We start from the raw sequence: 3,014 nt of genomic DNA, 5'->3' as shown, positions 1-3,014 counted from the left end.
GACAGCCAACTCACGCGGAGACAGCTCACTTTCCTTCAGAGCCAGATCCTTGATCTTCTCGCGCATCGGCTGCGAAATGCGGTTCCAGACCGGTGACGGCTTGGGACTACGATCCTCAAGCGCCTCAAAGCGCAAAGATGTCCGATAGGGGCGACCCCGCCGATGGCAAAGCCGGTTTCCGAGCGCACGCGCTTGGGATCGGCTCGGTTCAAGGCTTCGCCAAAGATGGCCTGCGCATCGTCCAGGTTCACGTCATGTTTCCCACTGACAAGAAGAAGCTTCAGATTTCCTGTTTCTGCGCCTTCGAAAACCAGAGATTTCACAATTTGACCTACGTCACAGTTACAGGCCTTCGATGCATCTAACGCTGTTCTGGTGCTTTCCGGCATTAACTCAACTGATATGTTCTGCCCCAGAATCTTCGCGGCCTGTTCGACGCGTTTCACGCTTTTTGACATTTCAATCCCCCTTGTCCTCAACTTGTGCAACTACGGCGATTTCAACCTTCAACTCCGGGAGGGCGAGTTTAGATTGCACACAGGCGCGCGCGGGTGGATGTTCCGCGTCAATCCAGGCATCCCACACCTCATTCATGTCCGAAAAATCAGACATATCGGTCAGCCAGATATTCGCGCTCAGCAAATGCGAGCGGCCTGAGCCTGCCTGCTGCAAAAGATGATCGATCTTTTTCAGGATATCTTCGGCTTGTACTCGGGTTGTTGCGCCGGCTCCGATCTGCCCGGCCAAGAAGACATGACCATTGGAAATGACGGCTTGCGCCATGCGTGGCCCGGTTTCAATTCGTCTTATCGTCATGTCTTCCAAGCCTTTCTGATCCGGTCTCGAATATCGGAAAGCCTTGCTATCGGTTCGTTTGCGTAGACGAACCGCAAGTAGCGATCAGCGCGCTCCGGGCTGCCCCATCCGGTCATTGGCGTGGCCGCGATTTCACCATGTTGAAACAGGTGTTTGGACGCTTCGCCGGGCGTCAGTCCTATGCTCTGCGTGTCGATCAACAGAGACCAACCACCATCGGGGGACACCACTGGCAGATCGCTCATCTCTGTGATCAGAAAATCCCTGCGAGATCGCCACTCGCGTGTTGCCTGATCCACGCCATCATCTTGCGCATTCAGCGCAGCAGCAGCGCCCTGCATGCCAATTCCAACCTGGCAAACAACATTGGTAAGGCTGACAAGCCCTATGTCTTTCATGATTGGTTTTGGGCCAACCACCCAGCCACAGCGTCAGCCAATCATCCTGTATTCCTTGGAAACCGACCCTACTGTGATAACCCGATCTGCCATGCCATCGAGAGACGCCGGATGTATGACAGAGGTGTCAGTAAACAGAATGCGCTCCATGGCGGCATCATGCAAAACATGAGCATCGGTCTTACGAACAACCGCTACGATTTCATCCCACTCTTCCTGGGTATGCACAATGCCGCTTGGCATCGATGGACTCATGGTGAGAACTGCGCGCGTCTTTTCAGTTACCGCATCCCTTAAGGCGTCAATATCCAACCGCCATCGGCGATCTTCAATGATCAGCGGGACGAGCTTTGGAACGCCACCCGCCAGATAGATGCGATTGATCAACCCCGCATAGGCCGGGTCGGTGATGATTACCTCATCACCTGGCTCCAGTATTGCCAACAAAGCATTCAGGATACCGGACAATCCACCAGCGGACACAATACACTGTTCATCAGGCACGTAGTCTACCCCGGCGGTTGCAGAGACTCGGCGGGCAGCAGCTTCGCGCAAGGCGTGCATGCCCAAAAATGGCAGGTAACTGTTGGCAGCATCCGTTCCGACAGCGGCCTTTGTCGCTTCTGTCGCCTCTTGCGGTGGGGGAAGGTCAGTATCCAGATTTTCGAGCCGCAGCATCGTCCCGCTGGCGAGGGCATCTGCGGCATTGCCCATCTGATCCAAACCAATGCCTGGAATGTTGGCCAGTCGCGAGTTGGTCATTGAGTTCCCCCATTGCATGCGAATCTATAAATTGTATGCAATTAGTGATCTTGTGAGTCAAATGCGTGAGTGGTACGCAATGGAATGCCTGCCTCGACTGCTCATAAACGCGGTGATCGCGCTCAACATTTGGCTGAAGCACTTCGGGCCAGCATCGTTTCGGGAGAACTCTCGCCCGGAGTGCCGCTCCGGCAGGAAGAACTGGCGCGCAGATATGAAACGAGCCGCATCCCGGTGCGAGAAGCGCTGCGCCTTCTGCAAGCACAGGGTCTGGTTCACCTAGAGCCTAACAAAGGTGCGGTCGTGGCACCTCTTGATGCGGCTGAACTACGTGAAAACACAGAAATGCGGGAGGCCGCAGAGGTGCTTGCCCTGCGCAAAGCTCTCCCGCATCTTTCCAACGCGCAAATAGACGAAGCCGCCGCGATTCAGGATAAGATTGAAACCTCTGATGTGTCCGAATATGGCAGGTTGAATAAATCGTTTCACATGACTCTCTACGCGCCCTGTGAGCGGCCACGGCTATTAGAGCATGTATCGGGGCTACACGACATCGCTGAACGATACCTCGGAGTAACGTTATCGCAGCTCGATTACGTTTCGCGCTCATCCAGCGAGCATCGCGGGATACTAGACGCCTGCTATGCAAGAGATACGGAAGCCGCGATTACGCTTACATCTCAACACATCCTTGATGCGGGACGAGCCTTGGAGCAGTTCTTGGTGCAGAGCTAGCAGCATAAATCTACATCTTCTGCCATTCGTGTTACGCGCAGCGTCAGTCAAAGCGGGCTCGGAGCCGACATCCGACCATTTCACTGAGACAACAGACGGGTAATTAGGCCGCCAAGGTCGGCAAAGTGCCGTTTGCCGCCTAATGCACCCGCAGCAACCAGATAGCTCGGTAATAACCTCTGTGGGTGGCTCCTGCATTGCAAGAGTTTTCTGGTGATGTTTGCGGGTATTTTGTCAGTACCTTCGTCTGTCCGGCCTGTTTGTGTGGCGGCATTGTCGCCACTGGCCTTGATGAATTCCGCG

5 protein-coding genes and 2 pseudogenes are annotated in these 3,014 nt (G+C 54.7%); 1 reads left to right on the top strand and 6 read right to left on the bottom strand.

Annotated elements, in window-relative coordinates:
- The 5 genes and pseudogenes from MHN28_RS24935 to MHN28_RS24655 form a co-directional block, all read right to left on the bottom strand.
- Window positions 1-126, bottom strand: a pseudogene (locus tag MHN28_RS24935) (helix-turn-helix domain-containing protein); the annotation flags it as partial.
- A 41-nt stretch (window positions 127-167) separates the two neighbouring features.
- Window positions 168-389, bottom strand: a pseudogene (locus MHN28_RS24670) (YbaK/EbsC family protein); the annotation flags it as partial.
- A 70-nt stretch (window positions 390-459) separates the two neighbouring features.
- Entirely contained in the window at window positions 460-816 is a 357-nt protein-coding gene (locus MHN28_RS24665; RefSeq protein ID WP_239345689.1) for a RidA family protein, read from the bottom strand.
- A complete protein-coding gene (locus MHN28_RS24660; protein ID WP_239345687.1) occupies window positions 813-1,157 on the bottom strand; it encodes a hypothetical protein in 345 nt (114 codons plus the stop codon). The genes MHN28_RS24665 and MHN28_RS24660 overlap by 4 nt, the downstream gene beginning before the upstream one ends.
- A 90-nt stretch (window positions 1,158-1,247) precedes the next feature.
- A complete protein-coding gene (locus MHN28_RS24655) occupies window positions 1,248-1,976 on the bottom strand; it encodes a pyridoxal phosphate-dependent aminotransferase (RefSeq protein ID WP_239345685.1) in 729 nt (242 codons plus the stop codon).
- Window positions 1,977-2,105: 129 nt separating this feature from the next.
- Between MHN28_RS24655 and MHN28_RS24650 the strand changes: the two genes are divergently transcribed.
- Complete coding sequence (locus MHN28_RS24650; RefSeq protein WP_239345683.1) at window positions 2,106-2,711, top strand: GntR family transcriptional regulator; 606 nt, start codon at window positions 2,106-2,108, stop codon at window positions 2,709-2,711.
- Between the two features lie 80 nt (window positions 2,712-2,791).
- Here MHN28_RS24650 and MHN28_RS24645 read toward each other — a convergent pair.
- On the bottom strand, window positions 2,792-3,014 hold a 223-nt coding region (locus MHN28_RS24645), incomplete at its 5' end, for a hypothetical protein (protein WP_239345681.1).

Source organism: Ruegeria sp. Ofav3-42, assembly GCF_022347725.1.
In the GTDB taxonomy this organism is placed as follows: Bacteria; Pseudomonadota; Alphaproteobacteria; order Rhodobacterales; family Rhodobacteraceae; genus Ruegeria.
The sequence above is the reverse complement of the archived record's forward strand: the minus strand, read 5'-3'. Positions and strand labels throughout refer to the sequence as shown.